Origin of the sequence: Trinickia symbiotica (genome assembly GCF_003028655.1) — a bacterium.
In the GTDB taxonomy this organism is placed as follows: domain Bacteria; phylum Pseudomonadota; class Gammaproteobacteria; order Burkholderiales; family Burkholderiaceae; genus Trinickia; species Trinickia symbiotica_A.
On the sequence record NZ_PYUC01000001.1, the window covers coordinates 430,342 to 446,805 of the forward strand.

Consider the following 16,464-nt stretch of genomic DNA (forward strand, 5'->3'; position numbering starts at 1 on the left):
GCGGCTTGCGGATCGTCGAGCACCCCTCGATGCAACGGGCTCCCCATTAAAAGCCGAACGAGAAGACGAAGATGGAACGCTCACAGATAGCCCGAGCCTGCGCGGTGGCGGCAGCGTCGATTCTTGGGTCATATGCGCTGATGGCTCATGCTCAGGACGCTGCTGCCGATGCAGCCAGCGGCACGCCAAGTCAGGCAACGCCTTCGAATCCAAATGCGCGAGAAGGCGACGCAGCGAGCCTCGACGTCACGGTCAGTGCCAAGCGCCTCGATCGCGCCCGCAACGGACTGCTGCCCGAAACGGGGAGCAGTGTCTACCGGATGACTCAATCCGATATCGACAACATGCCGCAGGGCGCGAACACGCCGCTCAATCAGGTCTTGCTGCAGGCGCCCGGCGTCGCGAACGATTCGTTCGGTCAACTGCACGTGCGCGGCGAGCATGCGAATTTGCAGTATCGGATCGACGGCATCATGATTCCCGAGCCGATCAGCGGCTTCGGCCAATCGTTCGATTCGCGGATCGTCGATCAGGTCAACCTCGTGACAGGTGCGTTGCCCGCGCAATACGGCGATCGGACCGCGGGGATCGTCGACATTCGCACGAAGCAAGGCAACGCGGGCAACGGCGGCACGATCGACGTCTACGGGGGCAGCCATCAAACGATCCAGACGAGCGCCGAGCTGTTTGGCTCGAGCGGCCCGTTCAGCTATTACTTCACCGGCACGCTCGGCGAGAACAATCTCGGCATCGAAGCGCCCACGTCCGACGCCAATCCCCTGCACGATCACACGCGCCAGGGCAACGGCTTCGGCTACCTGTCGTACATGATTGATCCGCTCACGCGCGTGAGCGTCATGTTCGGCGCCGCGGCCAATCATTTTCAGATTCCAAATACGCCAGGGTTGACGCCGGTCTTCACGCTGAACGGGACGCCTGCATTCAATTCGGCGAACCTCGACGAAACGCAGTCGGAGCTCAATAACTTCGCCGTCGTTGCGCTGCAGGGTACCAATGGAGCCGCGCTCGACTATCAGATCGCGCTCTACACACGCTATACGCGCACGCAGTTCAACCCCGATCCTGTCGGCGACCTGATCTTCGATGGCGTGGCGTCCCGCGACTTTCACAGCAATCAGGCCAACGGGCTGCAAGCCGATACAACGTACCGGATCGGCGAAGCGCACACCGTGCGCGCGGGGATCATGTTGGAGCAGGAGCACGCGAGCTTCAACGATAGCGTCGCCGTCTTCTCCGTCGATGCAAACGGCAATCAGCTTTCGGATCGGCCGTTCACGATCAACGATTCGAACAGCAAGACGGGCTACCTATACGGGCTTTATCTGCAGGACGAATGGAAACTCACGAGCAAGCTGACACTGAACTACGGCGTACGCTATGACCGTGTGGATGAATTCGTTCAAGCGGGGCAGCTGAGCCCGCGCATCGGGCTCGTTTATCAGCCAACCAACGCGACGACGCTCCACGCAGGCTATGCCCGCTATTTCACGCCGCCGCCCATGGAGCTCGTCTCCGACTCGACGATCGGCCTCTTCAACGGCACGACGAATCAAGCGACAGGCTCACAAAACGACCCTGTAAAGCCCGAGCGCAGCCACTACTTCGACATCGGTATCTCGCAGCGCGTCACGTCGGACCTCACGCTGGGCCTCGACGCGTACTACAAGATAGCGCGTGACCTGATCGACGAAGGGCAGTTCGGCAATGCGCTCATCTTCACTGCGTTCAATTACGAGCAGGGCCGCGTCTATGGTCTCGAGTTCACGGCGAACTATAAGCACGAAAACATCTCGGCTTACGCGAACGTCGCCTGGAGCCGCGCGCAGGGCAAGAACATCGAGTCGGCGCAGTTCAACTTCGGCGCCGACGAGCTCGCATTCGCGGCCGGCAACTGGATCTATCTCGATCACGACCAGCGCGTCACGGCATCGTTCGGCGGCGCCTACACACTAGGTCGAACGACGTTCACGCTCGACGGCATCGTCGGCAGCGGCTTGCGCAGCGGCTTTGACAATACCGACAAACTGCCGTGGTACTGGCAACTCAATCTCGGCGTAATCGAACGTTTCAACGCGCCGCTTATCGGCAAGTTCGATGGCCGGATCGTGCTCATCAATGCGTTCAACAGCGTCTATGAGCTGCGCGACGGCTCCGGCATTGGCGTGCAAGCGCCGCAGTTCGGCCCGCAACGCGCGATTTACGCGGGCATCACGAAGCACTTTTGAGCATTTTTGGAGCAAAGCGTTATGAACGACTGGACTGGTATCGCCGAAGCCGTACGTACAGGCGGCTGGGTGGTCTACCCGCTGAGCGTGCTCGCCATCGTGGCGTTGACCATCATGATCGACCGTGCGTACGTCTTTTGGCGTTATGCGCGTATTCCGGGAGACCTGTCGTTGCGCAGCGAACACGGAGCTGCTGAAATCAGCGCCAGCAACGGAATGGCGCATCCGAGCGCGAGAACATTGCCGGCAAGACATGCCTGGCGCCGCATCGACGCCATTCTCTCCGATCATGACGAGACGCCGCTTTGGCGAACCGAAGCGCGAATCGAAACGGCAGCGGCGAATATCGAGCGCGACATGAGCCGCGGACTCTGGCTCCTCGAAACGATCGTGACGGCCGCCCCGCTGCTTGGCCTGCTGGGGACGATCGTCGGCATGATGCGCTCGTTCCGATTGATTGGGGGAGACGGTCTCGTGAGCCCCGCCGGCGTGTCAGGCGGTGTTGCACAGGCCCTGGTCGCCACGGCGATAGGGCTTGTCATTGCGCTCATCGCTCTTTTCGCGTTCAACTACTTTTCGCGACGCATCGACCGGTTGATGGATGAGATCGAATCGTTTGCAAACGAACGGCTCGGCGACATTCGCCTTTCCCGCGAAACGGGCAACGCAGGAGCGCAGCCTTGAAACTGCGCCGCTCTCGAGTGCCGAAGCGCGGGCGCATCGAAATCATTCCGATGATCGATGTGATGTTTTTTCTGCTCGCGACGTTCATGTTGACGTCGCTTGCGATGCAGCGCCTCGATACCGTCCGCATCGATTTGCCGCGTGGGCAGGCGCAGCAGATGCCGGCGGATCAGCCGGTGACGCTCTCGGTCAATCGCGAGAATCGGATTTATATCAATCAGCAACCGGTTACGCTCGATCAGATCGTCGGCAGCGTGAAGCGCCTAATCGGGCCCGGCGGCGATCTCGTAGTGGCCGCCGATGACGGCGCATCTCATGGCATCGTCGTGCAAGCCATGCTCGAGGCGCGAAAGGCCGGCGCGAAGCACTTTCTCGTTGCCGTGCACCGTGAATAAGCGATGGGTCTCGTCTGACGCAGAACGGAGCAGATGTTGGCGGCTCGTTGTTGCAGCGTTGCTGGCCTCGGCTGCGTGGGGTTTGTTTCTCTCGAACTCGCGTTGGCTCTTCTCCGGCAGCGAACCTTTGAAGCGCAGGGATGAACCGATCGACATGCGGCTGGTTGAATGGCCCGTCACGCCGCAAGATGCCGGGCGCAATAGTGCGATTGCGAGGGCGCCGGATGCGGCAACGCACGCGTTTCCGCGTCCGGCCGAGCAACCCATGCGCCCCGTGGCGCGCCGGCATGAGATAGCGCGAAATCCGTTGCCGAAAGCCGAGAACCCGCCACCTGTCCCGCCGCCGACCACCGAGACGGTACGGCGAACCGCGCCGCCCGTGACGCCGAGCGTGTCGTCAAATCCAACGGAAAGCTCAGCCCGCCAGTCGAGTGCAAGCGCAGGGTCGCCGCTTGACACTCAGCAATCGACAGAGGGCCATTCGGACACACAGGAAAGCGGCCCTGCGCGCCTCGTCGCCCAACCCCTGCCCGACTTGCCGGACGATCTTCGTGAAGACGGTTACCAGTTCGTCGCGGTCGCGCGCTTCGTCATTCACGCGAACGGGACCTTCGATGTCGAACTGATCAAGCCGACACCGAATCCCCGCCTCAATCAGATACTCATCGCGACACTGCATAGATGGCGCTTCGTCCCAGCGACAGCGGCCGGGCATCCCGTCGAGAGTCGTCAGGATGTACGGGTTCACTTCAACGTGGATTGAATGGAAGGAGGTGCGACGCTCGATGCTGAGCGACTTCACTTGCACCGCCCGCAATTGATCGCTCGGAATCTTGGCAGTCGCCAGATACCTCGCGCGCATCATCACGATGCGTCCGGCTTCGGCGAAGTTTCGGTTTTTGGACCGCACGTTCGCCTACAGGGAAGCGCACTGCTGATCAAAAATGAAAGCCTTAATATGGGCCGCTTGCGAGGCGTCCAGTTGCTGGAATTCGATTCCATGGACGATCAGTGTGCTACCCGGTGCCGCAGCACGTACGTCGCGGATCGTCCCAATAGTCTCCACCTCAGCATCCAGGCGGTGCGTTCGGAGGCGGAAGGCCACGCGCACGCGCATCCCTATCTGCCCCAGCGTTTTCAACGTAGCGAGCGAAAGCCCAAGCGGACTGAGATCACCGAGGATACCCATGCCGTCGTAGTTCCCGCTGATGTCCGTCGCATAAAGCGCAGCCAGCTTCGTCCGAAGACGCGCGCATCGGCGTTCCCTCAGCCGGCGTACCGCCGCCGGTTCGGATAGCACAATATAGGCGAACGGCGTTTTGCACACCCCGTCCACCAAGCAAAGGAACCGGAAAACGGCTTTGTTGGATAGCGCGACGACGTCCACTTGCTCGCCCGGCACAACCGTAGCAGGCTGACCTGAGAGGACCGGCGGTGTCGCGAACAGCGCATGATTCGGTGCAATGCCGATGAGGTGGCTGGAACGCATTGCGGCTCCCGCACCGAATCGCGGCAAGGCCCAATCTCGCGCCAATCGTGAGGCCCATGTCCTCGACGCTAATTGGTCGCGACTTGTTCGCCGCACTATCGCCGTTGACAATTACTTCGTCGGAAGCCGAATCGCCCCGGCGAGGCGCGAAGTACGAGAACAGGAATGTACGCGCTTCGCCGTCGGGAAGCACTGTGCCGCGATCAACGAGAAGCGTACCGTTTTCGTCGACGATCGGCCACGCGAGTGGCGTGCCGACCGGCACTTCATTTTCTCGCAACGGCTGCGTGAGTGCCTCCGTATTTGAAGCGACTGCCCGTTCATTCGCATGTTCCGTCATAGGACGCCTCCCCAAGACGCAACTATTATTGATCGGCAATTTGGCAATTCAAATCAGCTCGCGCCGAGCTTTGCGTAGTCAACGCTCTCACCCATGTCAGCAGGATCCTACACGGCGCAATAATGACCGGAGGGTTGCCGTTCGAGGTCCGCATTCCGAACGAGAATACCTTGCAGGCACTTCACGAGTCGGAGGCGATGAGGGGTCGCGCGCGTTATCGGTCCTCTGAGGACCTGCTTGATGATCTCGACAAAAATGGCTAGCTTTCCGCGCGCGTTTGACAATGTCTGTCCGAGTAGGGCGAAGCCGGCCGCCCGAAGACCGGCTCGCGCTCCCCTTCCATGCCTCACCCCACCGACGCCTCGCCCTCTCCGGGTTGTTTGCCCGGCTTATCGGCAGGTGACTGTTTGCGCTGCTTGTCCTCGCGTTCGGGCATACGGCTCCGCTCGTCGTCGTTATGTTCAGCGGGCTTCGGATGCGCGAGATCCGGTTGTTGCGGCTTGTCATTCGTCGAACCCATATTGCCTCCTGTGCATTCGCTTCACCGATCATGTCAAAGCGAGCAACGAGCGCGCCAGCCACGATAAATCCGCCCGGACCCTACCGCAACCGCAAGCTCCATAACGCATCCAGCACGTGCTGAGTTGGGCGATCGACCGCCTCCGCACGATGCGCGATTCCCAGTTCGCGCCACAGCGCCGGCCGCAAGGGCCGCATCGCAATGCGAGGATCCGGGACCGGCGCAACTGCCTCCTGAGGAAGCAGCGCCGCGCCGTAACAGGCCGCCACGAGGCTCCTGATCGCATCGGTGAAATTGAGCTGGATGCGCGGCACCGGATGCTGGCCGCCGGAAGCAAACCACTCCTCAGTCAGGCGGGAAAACCGAGTGCTCGAATCGTTCAGAATGAGCGGCCGTGCCGCGAGCCATTGCGGCGTGACGCGCGCTGGGCACTTCCATGCCTCCGGCATGAACGCCATAACGGGATCGCGACGCCAAGGCCTGATCGTGAGTCCGTCCGCGGCCTGCTGAGGCAGCGCGACGAGGCCAACGTCGAGCGCGCCTGACGTAAGCCGCGCCAGCGTTTCTTGCGAAGTCAGTACCGCAATCTGCACGTCGATGCCCGGATGGTGCAGAGCAAGCAACTCCAACGCCCGCGGCAACAGATTCGCGATCGCACCCGTGGATGCACCGAGCCGTACCCGGCCGCCCTTGCCTTCGACCTGACGCTTTACATCCTGCAATGCCTGCTCGGCTTCGGCCAGCAGCCGTCGCGCGTATTTGACGAGCGTCTCACCGACGGCCGACGGCCGCACCTGCCCTCGCTTGCGCGACAAAAGCGGTGCGCCGACTCGTTCCTCGAGATCGGCGATGTGAAGACTGATCGTCGGCGGAGCAAGGTGCAACGCCCGCGCGGCGTCGGCAAACGAACCGCAATCGGCGATGGCAACGAGCGTACGTAATCGATCGAGGCTGATCTCACGCATGTCGACGGAGTCCCTTGGTCTTAGTTCAGTATTACTGAATCTATTGATCAGCAAATTCAACTTTTCTCAATGTTACCTTCACTGGAAGATAGTTGCCTCAGACGTCCTCGCACTCATGAGGTCCCCCATCATGAATCAAAAAACGGACATGAACGACGGCAGGCGGTGGGTCATCGCGATCCTGACCGCATTCGCTTTCGTCGCAGTTGTTTTGTCGATCACCGCGATCCGCACCGATGCGCCGTCGCGCGTTACCCACGTCGATGGCGGCAAAGCGTGCCTCAGCACCGCCGCCAATGACGCACACGCGAGTCTTGAAGCGTTCTTTCAAAATCCCTCCGGCAACGACGTGCTCAAACAGGCGTCGCGCTCATGCTCGAAGTGATGGCACGCATGCCGCCCGCCTGAACCGCGTTGCCTATAATCGCGATTCCACAGGAGAGGACTACTCCGATGAACGTGCGTGAGCTTTGCGAAGCAGACCTCGACCTCATTTGCCGCCATCGTGAAGAAATGTTTCGTGAGGCGGGCCGCAGCGAAGAGATCTTACGGACAATGACGGAACACTTCCGGCATTGGCTCGCGCCAAGGCTCCGTGACGGCCGCTATTTCGGCTTCATGCTCGTCGAAAACGGGAAGGCCGTCGCCGGTATCGGTCTGATGGAACTCGACTGGCCGCCGCATCCGTTGCATCCAGCGACGGACAAGCGCGGGTACGTCCTCAATGTCTACGTCGAACCGGCCTTTCGCAAGCGCGGTCTGGCGCGCGAGCTCATGCGGATGGCGGAAGCCGAGTTTGCGAAACGCGGCATCGAATACGCCATCCTGCATGCGACCGAACAGGGGCGCAGCCTTTACTCGGGCCTCGACTGGGGCACAACGACGGAAATGGCCAAGTCGATCGGTTTACTTCAGAAAAACCAAAACTGATTTTTTTGTTTCCGCGATTTTTCGCTACGTATGTTCGATGACAGTGGAAGATCGACAAGCGCGCTCGCGAGGCGACGCGAGAGCAAGGCAATAATGCTGCTGGACGCATGCTTAGCACGGTCCGTTCTTCAACGTATCCGCCACGGTTAGGAGCCCGATTTCCAGTTGCTTGATTGTCATGGGGGCGGCCATAGCGATCCTTACAGTACGGCTTATCGGCACATTAGGCGCAGCAAACGCGGCCAAAGGCGTAATCGCCACACCTCGCCGTCCCAACGCGTCCACGAAGGTGTCAGGCCTCCAGTATCTTGGCAGGTCCAGTAAGAGATGGAAACTGGTCGGGTGCGCCGTGATGGGCCATTCACCGAGACAGCCCCTCGCAACGAGACGTTCGCCGGCTCCCACATATTGACAAATTTTCTCGATGGGCTGGACGTGCTCGTGTGCCTGTCGCCGCTCATCCGCTACGATGAGCCACGAGCGCCTTCCAGGTGCCGCGCCAGAAAATCGACGAACGCGCGAATCCTCGTCGACATCTGATGCCGCTGCGCATAAACGGCATAGATGTCGGCGCTCGGCGTGTCATACCCTGGCAAAATGGCCACTAGGCGGCCGTCGGCCAAGTACTCGTCGATGTCCCACTCGGCCCGCATCAGGATGCCGTGGCCCTCGAGCGCCCACTTCACGGCGATTTCGCCGTCGTTCGTCGTCAGGTTGCCGTTGATTCTCACCGTTTCGGTTTTGCGCGCGGCGCCCCTGCCCGACGTGAGCCGCCATACGCCGTAGGCCTCGTCGCCCTGCCGGATGCCGATGCAGTTGTGCTTGGCGAGATCGCGCGGGCACGCGGGCATTCCGTGCGAGGCGATGTAGGACGGCGCCGCGCAAAGCAGCCGGCGATTCGGCGCGAGCCTGCGTGCCACCACGCGCGTGTCCGGCGGCTCGCCAAATCGGATGCAGACATCGAACGCATCGTCGGTCAGCGGCGGCGGTGCCACCGATAACTGTAACTGCACCGAAACCTGCGGGTACTGGGCAACGAAGCGCGATATCGCCGGCCCGATGTGGCTTCGGCCAAAACCGAGCGTTGCATTGACACGCAACAATCCCTTGGGGCTTTTCTTCGCACTGCCCAGCAATTCCGACAGTTCGCCAATTTCATCGAGAATGCGGCGCGCGTGCGCGAGATAGAGCTCGCCTTCCGGTGTGAGCATCATGCGCCGCGTGGTGCGATTGACGAGCGCGACGCCGGCGCGACTTTCCATCAGCGCGAGCCGCTTGCTGACGGCAGCCGCCGTCAGCCCGAGTTCACGCGCCGCGGCACTGAGACTGCCCGAGGCCGCGAGGGTCGAAAAGAAGCTCAGATCGGACGGGAGAACGGTTTCGGACACGGCCCCGACTTGTGAATGCAAGTTAAGAATCGTTCGAGTCTAGCATCGGGGCATGCTTGGTGCAGCGAAATTAATAGGGCGAGGGGCTACGTACCGCCCTCCTCCGCAGCCTGGCGTTATCGCCGGCGCGTCTAATGCGACATCATCGACAACAGTCCGGTCGCAATCCCCAGTCCGCCAATGCCTTTGGTCAAAATCGCGAGCCCAGACGTGCCAAGCAGAGAAAAAGAGACGCGCCGAAAGTTGATGTCTGAAAGCGATTTGTAGATATACACGCCCAATAACGTGCCGGGCAGCACGGCTACGATGGTCAGGGCGAAGAGACTCCAGAACGTAGCGCTGAACGTGGACGAGTGCTGAACGGTCAGCATGGCAAGCGACACCATTTGCATGGCGAAGATGTAAGGCTGCACAATTGCCCTGGATTCTTTTTTTGGCAAGCCGAGCCGCCCGATCCATACGACGACGGCGGCGCCGGGAAAGGCAGTGAAGCCGCCGATGACGCCGCCCGCCATGCCGACCAGCGCGGCTAGCGCCCAGCCGCCGGTTAGCTTGCGCGGATTGGCAGGCGTCGCCATGGAATAAGCGGCGTAGGCGACGAGGAATGCGCCGAAGATCACCATCAGGACAGGGGTCGGCAGGGAATGCAGCAGCCATAGGCCAATAGGGACGCCGATCAAGCCTCCTGCAATGAAGGGCGCAGGACCTTGGGGCCACCACTGACGGAGCGGCTTCATGTCGGCGCGAATCTGCCTAAGCGACATCATCTGGTTTGCCGACGACAACGCCATCAGCAGTGGGACGGCAAGCGTCGGGGGCAACAGCCAGAGGCAGATCGCGCCGATGGCGGAGAAGCCGAAGCCGGACAGACCGCTCATGACCGCGGACAACCAGAGGATCAGCAGGAGCATCGCGATGGTCGATCCGCTAAATCCCGATAGCGCGAAAATGTTCAATTTCCAATCCTTACGCTCAAGAAACAAACACTGACCGCTGGCAGGCTCTTCAGTCGCGTGCCGCCGCGATGGCTCCCGCTACCGCGCGCAGATCTCGCTCGAGCTCGATCAGACGAGAGCGAGAGAAATCACGATGCGCCCACGACGGCATCGTTGTCAGCGCGGTGACGATTTCCTCGATCTTCGATTTCGTGTCGAGGTTGAGATCCGAGCGGCAAGAAAGGAACGCCGCGGCCACCTCGACAGTCTTTCCCGCGAGATCGTTCAAACGCCGCTGATGTGTCTCATCATCCATCGCGTCGACTGGGTAGGCGCAGCGATGCAGCGCCTCATGCAGTCGGATCAACGCCGGGAACATGGGGTTGATCGCGCGAAGACGCTGCTGCGCCGCCCCAATCGCTTCGGTCATTTCGTGCATTCCTCACATACCTTCACCAGCACCTCTCGGGGCGCATCTACGGGCTCAATGGCTCGTCCCGCCGGCGTTTATCGTCGCTCGGCCGGGCCATTTCCGACTGGTTTGGTCCGGGACGAATATAGCGACGCAGAATTGAGGAAGCTTGATAAAACTTGCGCTTGAGGCAATGGCTATTTTCTTTTTTTAACCGGCAACATCAGGTCGAAGCGCTGCGTGCGGCCCGTGTTTTCCCAAGGCAGTTCTCGATAGAACTCGTATGCCTTGATGATTTCGACGCCGTACTGGTGAGCTGCGCCCGCGAGCCAGGTGACGCTGAGGACGCGATACGTCGCAAAGATCTCGTGATAGGGGCCGTGGTGCCCTAGCGTTGCGTATAAATCGGATGCCAACGAGAGTGGCGTCAGTGATGAGCCGCGCGTATCGAATCCGGGGTCCACGATCGCGCAATCGTAGCGGATCAGTTCGTTCGGCGTGATTTCCGGGCTGTCATAGGCAACGCCGATCGCTTGCAGATCGTCCAGGTTCAGCCCGGCGGCGCGAACCGCTTTGGCAAAGGTCTGCCAGTGCGTTTCCACATTGGCGTAAGAACCGTAAAAGCGCATTGCGAGCAACGGAATCGGCTGCATTTGTTGCACGCGCACCGTTTTGGCGCGCTCGAGATCGGCCGGATCCGGCTGGCTTGCCGCTCGTCTCGCGTATGCCCGGTACTGCGAAGGGACGAGGCCGAACTGCCGATGAAACGCGCGCACGAATGCTTCATGGCTTCCGTAGCCGGAGCCGAGCGCAAGCTCGATCACCGACTTGTCGTTAATCCAGAGGCTGACTGCTGCCTCGTCCAGCTTCACGCGTCGGACATAGGCCGCGGGCGTCTCACCCATCGCCTGCTTGAAATAGCGCTGAAAATGGAACGGGCTCAGATCGACGTGCGCGGCGATGTCGTTCAGTCGCGCCGATTCAGCTATGTTGCGTTCCATGAAGCGTACGGCGTGAGCGAGGCGCCAATCGTCGAGCGCAGCAGGCAATGGGCGCCGCGGTTTTGGGGGGTGTCGCGAACCCGCGGGCGGCACCTCATGCAACAGGCGCGTCTCGCTTTCGATCAGGGCCTGCTCGTGAGCAGCCAGACTCGGCTGAAGGTTGTCCATCGACGTGCTCGCAATCGAAGGTATCGGGGCGGATGGAGGAAGAGCGCTCGCCGGCTTGTCCGACGCTGCGTCTCGCCAACAAAATTACCACCAACCACTATCGTAAACGACCGCTCGATTTCTAACTTTAGGGTGCGCGATAGGCGGTTCTTGAACGAAAGCCGATTGTCGATATGCCGACATGAAACCAGGAAAATCCTTACTCTTGGACAACCCTCAATCGCTCCACCTTCCATGCCGCAAGCGTCGAAATGAATCTTAGATCGGACGGAAGGACGGTTTCCGACACGCCGCATTTGTGAATTTAAGTTAAGAATGCTTTGAGTTTAGCACCGGTCATCTCAACTCACGTTGCGTTAATTTCGGAGTCCTGACGACAACGTATCGAGGACTGACCAAATGAGGACGTACCGCATTGCGGCGATTCCCGGCGACGGCATCGGCAAGGAAGTGATTCCGGCCGGCAAACACGTGCTCGAGGCACTCGCGAAGACCGCCGATAGCTTCGCTTTCGAATTCGAGGATTTCGATTGGGGCGCCGACTATTACCGCCAGCATGGCGTCATGATGCCGGCCGATGGCCTCGACGCGCTGCGCGACAAGGACGCGATTCTCTTCGGCTCGGCCGGCGATCCCGACGTCCCCGACCACATCACGCTGTGGGGTCTGCGCTTGAAGATCTGCCAAGGGTTCGATCAGTACGCCAACGTGCGGCCAACGCGAATCCTGCCGGGCATCGACGCTCCGCTCAAACGCTGTAAGCCCGGCGATCTCGACTGGGTCATCGTGCGCGAAAACTCGGAAGGCGAATATTCCGGCATCGGGGGGCGCGTGCATCAGGGGCATCCTATCGAAGCGGCAACCGACGTATCGATCCTCACGCGCGCCGGTGTCGAGCGCATCATGCGTTTCGCCTTTCGGCTCGCGCAGTCGCGTCCGCGCAAGCAGCTGACGGTCATCACCAAAAGCAACGCCCAGCGGCACGCAATGGTCATGTGGGATGAGGTCGCGCTTCGGATCTCGAAGGAGTTCCCCGACGTCAAGTGGGACAAGGAACTCGTCGATGCGTCGACGGCACGCATGATCAATCGCCCCGCCTCGCTCGATACGATCGTCGCGACGAATCTGCATGCGGACATTCTCAGCGATCTCGCCGCCGCGCTCGCCGGCAGCCTCGGCATCGCGCCGACGGGCAACATCGATCCAGAGCGCCGCTATCCCTCGATGTTCGAGCCGATCCACGGCTCGGCATTCGACATCATGGGCAAGGGCTTGGCCAACCCGATCGGCACCTTCTGGTCCGTCGTCATGATGCTCGAACATCTCGGCGAATTCGGCGCCGCCAAGCGCCTGATGCGCGCGATCGAAGCCGTCACGGCGAACCCGAAGCTTCACACCGGGGACCTCGGAGGCAGCGCGACCACCGCGCAGGTGACCGAGGCCGTGTGTGACCTCGTCGCGAACAGTCAGGCAACCGTCTAGCGCGTAGCGATCTCAGGCTCTTACGCACACCGCGCACGAACGGACGCCTGCCCGTAGCGGCAGGCGCTGCGGTTGGACAGAGCGCGCCTCTCGAAGGGGCGCGCCGCTAAAACTGAAAGCTCCAAGGGAGGAGACATGAACATCGACCTCGAGCATCGAGTCTCGCGGAAATTGATGTGGCGGATCATTCCGTTCGTCATGCTGCTTTATTTCGTCAGCTTTCTCGATCGCGTCAACGTCGGATTTGCCGCGATGACGATGAACAAGGCCATCGGCCTCTCGCCGAGCGCATTCGGTCTCGGAGGCGGTCTCTTCTTCATCGGCTACTTCCTGTTCGAGGTTCCCTCCAACCTCATTCTTCATCGCATCGGCGCGCGCATCTGGATCGCGCGCGTGATGGTCAGCTGGGGCATCGTATCTGCCGCCTCCGCATTCGTGGCGGGCCCAACGAGCTTCTACGCAATGCGCTTTTTGTTGGGTATCGCGGAAGCGGGATTCTTTCCCGGCATCATTCTTTATCTGAGTCTGTGGTTCCCGGTGAAGCAGCGTGCGGTAGCGGCCGCATGGTTCATGGCGGCGGCGCCCATCTCGACCGCAATCGGCTCTCCGATCTCGGGTGCGATCATGCAGTTGCCGCCGGTATGGGGGCTGGCCGATTGGCAAATGCTCTACATTCTCGAAGCCATGCCGGCCGTCTTGCTCGGATTCGTCGTGCTGAAGTTTCTGACGGACAAGCCCTCGCAAGCGCAATGGCTGAGCCCTGAAGAGCGCCGCTGGCTGATCGCGAAGCTCGAAGCGGAAGGCGGCACGACAAAGGCCCAGTCAGGGCATACCGCCGGCGCGATGAACGCATTGCGCGATCCGCGTGTCCTTGCGCTCGCGCTCATCTATTTCGGAACGTCGGCGGGGCTCTACACGCTCGGGCTCTGGGCGCCGCTGATGATTCGGCAGTTCGGCTTCACGCCGATGGAGACCGGGCTGCTCAACGCTATTCCGAGCGTCTTGGCCGTCATCGCGATGATCGTCTGGGCAAGGCACTCCGACAAATCGCAGGAACGCACCTGGCATGTCGTCATACCGTGCGCGCTGGGCTGCCTCGGTTTCATCCTCGCGGGGCAGGCCAGCACGGCCTTGTTCGTCGTGCTCGCGCTGGTCGTCGTCAACATCGGCATCAGCGCCGCCAAGGCTCCGCTCTGGGCCATGCCGAGCATGTTCCTGTCCGGCGCAGGCGCGGCGGCCGGCATCGCGATGATCAATTCGATCGGCAATCTGGGCGGCTTCGTCGGTCCGTTCGTGATCGGCGCGCTCAAGGTCGCGACGGGCGGCTACGCGGCGGGGTTGTATGTCGTCGGCGCAACGCTCGCGGTATCGGCGATCGTGACGCTGTTGCTGAGCCGCAAAGCCGGCCAGCGCACCGCCATAGCCGTCGCGAAGCATGACCATTGAGAAGGAGAACAGAGCCCCGCTGCCAATAGGGAGCGGATAGCGGTCATTGTCGTCATAGCACCATCCCGTTTTCCTATCGATCTGCTTTGCCGATGCCAACGTTACCTAGCATCGGCAGGACTCCACTGCTCGAGATCACCTCCGGCAGGTGGCCGTCCCATTTGGCGACTGCCTGCTGTTGAATAATCTCGGGCGTTATCGTCTGCTGAAGTAGCTTTTGCGCTTCGGCCTGCGCGTGCGCCTCAACAATCTTTTGATCAGCGAGAACCCTGGCTTTCTGCAACTCGTATTGCGCCTGCTGTGCGCGCTGCTGCGCTACCTGCTTCTGCTCGATCGCCTGCACGAACTGGGTGCTGAAATGGAAGTCGGTGATGTTTACCGAGTCGACCACCAGTCGGTATGGTTTCAGCTCGCCGGTGATCTGCGCCTCGATCTGTCCGCGCACCTGGTCGCGGTGCGTAATCAAGTCTTCTGCGTTGTAATGCGCGGTCACCGCCTTCACAGAGTTGCTGATCGCGGGCTTGATTATCTTGTCGACTAAGGAGGCTTCGTTGCCGATGTGCTGATATACCCACTCTGCGTCGGCCGGCAGAATGTGCCAGTTAGTGGCTACCGTCGTGGTTACATCTTGTAGATCTAGACTCGCGGCGGTCTCCGCGGCCTGCGAGTTTTGCACCTGAACGTCCATTTTGGCGACTGACTGCGCGAAAGGGATTTTCAGATGCAGGCCGGGGTCCAGCACTCCGGGCGCGACAGCACCCCAGGTCATGAGCACTCCACGTTGTCCAGGACCGACGGTCACGAAACAGCCGGTAATGAGCGTAAGCGCGACAACGGCGGCAACTGCAATGCCGATAGCACGAGGGCCGATAGGACGAGTGTTAGCGGAAATAGCCATTTGTTGTTGTTTTCGCCTTAAGTTGTGGAGCCGTAGGGTGTGGACACGCTTTTCCCGGTGTCGTCCTGCATCACGCGCCAGGTGTTTGGCAGTGCCTCCGAGATCCACTCGTCGAGTGCCTTTACACTCGGGATCGACAGCGGCGCGCCGGCGCCCAAAATGACAACAGGTTGCCCATCAGCGATTCGGCGCCGCAACTGCTCGACTTGCCGCGCGGCCCATTCGATCGAAGCCTGCGCGTCGTACGCGTCAGCGTCAACCAATCGCCGGTACTCGTCGGCGCCGACCAAGAGCGGCTTCTCGTCCGTAACCATCGGCTTTCTCGCTGACTTGTATGTCCTTCTACCTAGCGGCCGTGTTGCCTCATAGGTCACCCCCGTTCGCTCCGTTTCTGTTTCTGTTTCCGTGTTCCTTTTCCCGATATGGGCTCGCGCCGAGATTACTTGATCAAACGCATTCCCGCGACCTTAGAGGCCGTCGCGTCGAAAGTTGCCGTGTACTCGCACTCAGCAACGTGCCCCGACCGCTCGATCAAGCAGTCCGCGAAATCCGCCTTCGCAGATGCCCCGAAAACGCGAAGCGCTTTTCGCACCGTGTCAGCACCTTCAACGACCAGTTCCTTCGTGCCGATCATCGAATCGAGAATCTCCTTCACCTGCTCGCGCTCGACGCCGTAGCAGCGTCCGAGCACCCACACGACCTCGACCAGGGCAACCTGCGACACGTATCCGGGCCGCTCGGCTGACAGCGACTCCAGTAGCGCCGTCGCCTTCTTCGACTGTACGGCGTCGTCCTGGGCAAAGTAGCGGACCAGCACGTTCGTATCCAGCCCGATCATCGCGCGGATGCCCCTTGTTCAGCGATGGCGCGATTCATGTCTTCGATCGACACCGGTTTCGCGGGCTTCTTCACGATGCCCTTGAGCGTCACCAGCGAGCGTGTTGCTGGATAGACCTCATACCGGCCCGTCTCCTCGTTAAAGCTGAATTCGATCCGGTCGCCGGCCTCCAAGCCAAGCTGATTGCGCACGTCCACCGGGATCGTGACCTGGCCCTTCGAAGTGATTGTTGCTGCTGTCATCGGGACACCTCCAATGCGCCTTACTGTAAGGTAAGGCGAGTCGAAAGGCAAGGCCGAAATGCGCACCGATCACCGTCGATGAGGC

Annotated in this window: 19 protein-coding genes; 8 read left to right on the plus strand and 11 right to left on the minus strand. The window is 60.8% G+C overall.

All coding sequences use genetic code 11. From position 1 onward, the window contains the following. Positions 1-71 precede the first annotated feature (71 nt). The 4 genes from C9I57_RS01850 (at position 72) to C9I57_RS01865 (ending at position 4,088) form a co-directional block, all read left to right on the plus strand. Positions 72-2,246: a TonB-dependent receptor gene (locus tag C9I57_RS01850; protein ID WP_258187449.1), complete on the plus strand. Its 2,175-nt coding sequence runs from the start codon at positions 72-74 to the stop codon at positions 2,244-2,246. Between the two features lie 21 nt (positions 2,247-2,267). Then, positions 2,268-2,930 (plus strand): MotA/TolQ/ExbB proton channel family protein, encoded by a 663-nt coding sequence (locus C9I57_RS01855; RefSeq protein WP_107148930.1) that lies wholly within the window; start codon positions 2,268-2,270, stop codon positions 2,928-2,930. Beyond that, positions 2,927-3,325, plus strand: a complete 399-nt coding sequence (locus C9I57_RS01860) for an ExbD/TolR family protein (RefSeq protein WP_107148931.1) — start codon at positions 2,927-2,929, stop codon at positions 3,323-3,325. The genes C9I57_RS01855 and C9I57_RS01860 overlap by 4 nt, the downstream gene beginning before the upstream one ends. Positions 3,326-3,479: 154 nt before the next feature. Beyond that, positions 3,480-4,088 (plus strand): energy transducer TonB, encoded by a 609-nt coding sequence (locus C9I57_RS01865; RefSeq protein WP_258187450.1) that lies wholly within the window; start codon positions 3,480-3,482, stop codon positions 4,086-4,088. 153 nt (positions 4,089-4,241) lie between these two features. On the opposite strand, the gene C9I57_RS01870 is transcribed toward C9I57_RS01865, so the two are convergent. The 3 genes from C9I57_RS01870 to C9I57_RS01880 form a co-directional block, all read right to left on the minus strand. Next, positions 4,242-4,814: a flagellar brake domain-containing protein gene (locus C9I57_RS01870; RefSeq protein WP_107148933.1), complete on the minus strand. Its 573-nt coding sequence runs from the start codon at positions 4,812-4,814 to the stop codon at positions 4,242-4,244. Between the two features lie 686 nt (positions 4,815-5,500). After that, positions 5,501-5,674 (minus strand): hypothetical protein, encoded by a 174-nt coding sequence (locus tag C9I57_RS32605; RefSeq protein WP_181321690.1) that lies wholly within the window; start codon positions 5,672-5,674, stop codon positions 5,501-5,503. Positions 5,675-5,754: 80 nt separating this feature from the next. Then, positions 5,755-6,639: a LysR family transcriptional regulator gene (locus tag C9I57_RS01880; protein WP_107148935.1), complete on the minus strand. Its 885-nt coding sequence runs from the start codon at positions 6,637-6,639 to the stop codon at positions 5,755-5,757. On the opposite strand from C9I57_RS01880, the gene C9I57_RS01885 reads away from it, so the two are divergent. Together C9I57_RS01885 and C9I57_RS01890 are read left to right on the plus strand one after the other, a co-directional pair. Beyond that, positions 6,638-7,024, plus strand: coding sequence for a hypothetical protein (locus C9I57_RS01885; RefSeq protein WP_146166158.1), 387 nt, complete (start codon positions 6,638-6,640; stop codon positions 7,022-7,024). The genes C9I57_RS01880 and C9I57_RS01885 overlap by 2 nt on opposite strands. A gap of 68 nt (positions 7,025-7,092) precedes the next feature. Beyond that, positions 7,093-7,569, plus strand: coding sequence for a GNAT family N-acetyltransferase (locus C9I57_RS01890; RefSeq protein WP_107148937.1), 477 nt, complete (start codon positions 7,093-7,095; stop codon positions 7,567-7,569). Positions 7,570-8,033: 464 nt separating this feature from the next. Here the strand turns inward: C9I57_RS01890 and C9I57_RS01900 are convergent, their stop codons facing one another. From C9I57_RS01900 to C9I57_RS01915, 4 genes are all read right to left on the minus strand, one after another. Further along, positions 8,034-8,957 (minus strand): LysR substrate-binding domain-containing protein, encoded by a 924-nt coding sequence (locus C9I57_RS01900; RefSeq protein WP_107148939.1) that lies wholly within the window; start codon positions 8,955-8,957, stop codon positions 8,034-8,036. 131 nt (positions 8,958-9,088) lie between these two features. Beyond that, complete coding sequence (locus tag C9I57_RS01905) at positions 9,089-9,913, minus strand: sulfite exporter TauE/SafE family protein (protein WP_107148940.1); 825 nt, start codon at positions 9,911-9,913, stop codon at positions 9,089-9,091. Positions 9,914-9,962: 49 nt separating this feature from the next. Further along, entirely contained in the window at positions 9,963-10,322 is a 360-nt protein-coding gene (locus tag C9I57_RS01910; protein WP_146166160.1) for a hypothetical protein, read from the minus strand. A 179-nt stretch (positions 10,323-10,501) separates the two neighbouring features. Continuing rightward, positions 10,502-11,473, minus strand: a complete 972-nt coding sequence (locus C9I57_RS01915) for an AraC family transcriptional regulator (RefSeq protein WP_107148942.1) — start codon at positions 11,471-11,473, stop codon at positions 10,502-10,504. A gap of 399 nt (positions 11,474-11,872) precedes the next feature. On the opposite strand from C9I57_RS01915, the gene C9I57_RS01920 reads away from it, so the two are divergent. After that, the gene (locus C9I57_RS01920; RefSeq protein WP_107148943.1) at positions 11,873-12,955 is read left to right on the plus strand and encodes a tartrate dehydrogenase; all 1,083 of its coding nucleotides are present in this window, start codon (positions 11,873-11,875) and stop codon (positions 12,953-12,955) included. Between the two features lie 135 nt (positions 12,956-13,090). Further along, positions 13,091-14,401, plus strand: coding sequence for an MFS transporter (locus C9I57_RS01925; RefSeq protein WP_107148944.1), 1,311 nt, complete (start codon positions 13,091-13,093; stop codon positions 14,399-14,401). Between the two features lie 73 nt (positions 14,402-14,474). Here C9I57_RS01925 and C9I57_RS01930 read toward each other — a convergent pair whose 3' ends face one another. The 4 genes from C9I57_RS01930 to C9I57_RS01945 all read right to left on the minus strand — a co-directional run bounded on the left by C9I57_RS01930 (position 14,475) and on the right by C9I57_RS01945 (position 16,379). Further along, positions 14,475-15,299 carry a prohibitin family protein gene (locus C9I57_RS01930; protein ID WP_107148945.1) on the minus strand — a complete coding sequence of 275 codons (825 nt, stop codon included), beginning with the start codon at positions 15,297-15,299 and terminating at the stop codon, positions 14,475-14,477. Positions 15,300-15,316: 17 nt separating this feature from the next. Continuing rightward, the gene (locus C9I57_RS01935) at positions 15,317-15,613 is read right to left on the minus strand and encodes a hypothetical protein (protein WP_107148946.1); all 297 of its coding nucleotides are present in this window, start codon (positions 15,611-15,613) and stop codon (positions 15,317-15,319) included. A 125-nt stretch (positions 15,614-15,738) separates the two neighbouring features. After that, positions 15,739-16,137 carry a PIN domain-containing protein gene (locus C9I57_RS01940; protein ID WP_107148947.1) on the minus strand — a complete coding sequence of 133 codons (399 nt, stop codon included), beginning with the start codon at positions 16,135-16,137 and terminating at the stop codon, positions 15,739-15,741. Continuing rightward, positions 16,134-16,379 carry an AbrB/MazE/SpoVT family DNA-binding domain-containing protein gene (locus tag C9I57_RS01945; RefSeq protein WP_107148948.1) on the minus strand — a complete coding sequence of 82 codons (246 nt, stop codon included), beginning with the start codon at positions 16,377-16,379 and terminating at the stop codon, positions 16,134-16,136. The genes C9I57_RS01940 and C9I57_RS01945 overlap by 4 nt, the downstream gene beginning before the upstream one ends. Between the last annotated feature and the right edge of the window lie 85 nt (positions 16,380-16,464).